At 30.8% G+C, this 811-nt stretch carries 1 protein-coding gene; it reads left to right on the top strand.

Translation table 11 applies throughout. The features are described 5' to 3' along the window. Positions 1–127: 127 nt before the first annotated feature. Positions 128–685, top strand: a complete 558-nt coding sequence (locus tag LMF89_RS25400) for a site-specific integrase (protein WP_229537590.1) — start codon at positions 128–130, stop codon at positions 683–685. Positions 686–811: the final 126 nt, after the last annotated feature.

Below are 811 nucleotides of genomic sequence, written 5' to 3'. Positions count from 1 at the left end.
AATATACTTGTGTTACATCGATAGCGAGATAAGGAGCATCATCTGCCTCAATGCTAGAAATGTTATTTTTGAAAATTAAAGTAACATATTGTATACTGAAAAACAGATAAGAAACATGATATAGGACGTGATCGAAATCGAATATGTAGAACCAATACGATGCAAAACACAGATCAATCAAATTAAATTTTATTTAAAGAATAAGAATTTACGAGATTACTTACTTTTTGTCTTAGGTATTAATAGCGGCTTACGCATATCGGATTTATTATTATTAACAGTAGCCGATGTAAAAGACAAAGATCGCATCTTGCTCAGAGAGAAGAAAACAGGAAAAAGTAAGGATTTTCCTCTGTCTGATACATGTAAAAAGGCCATAGATGAATATCTTAAAACGATACAAATTAGTGATGGTTGTCTTTTTAAAAGCAAAAAAGGTAATTGGCCGATTACCAGGGTTCAAGCATATCGAATTATTAACAATGCAGCACGAGAAATCGGTATTAATGATGCGATTGGCACCCATACACTGCGTAAAACTTTTGGATATTGGGCGCACAAAAAAGGAGTAGATATCACAAAAATCCAAAAACTACTAAATCATTCCGCACCAAATGTAACATTAGCTTATATCGGAATTACAAAAGATGAATTAGATGACGTTTATATCAATTTAAACTTATAAAGAGCTACGATTCATATGAAATTTTAGCTGATAAATCTTAATTCCTAGAAAAAAAGGATAATTAGAAAAAATGACGTAATATGTTTTATTATGGGAATTTTCTAGTTGACGTAACACAAGTATATT

This window comes from Pelosinus baikalensis, from assembly GCF_020819555.1.
Lineage (GTDB): Bacteria > Bacillota > Negativicutes > DSM-13327 > DSM-13327 > Pelosinus > Pelosinus baikalensis.
Note: the sequence above shows the minus strand (reverse complement) of the source record. Positions and strands in the feature narration are given on the sequence as shown.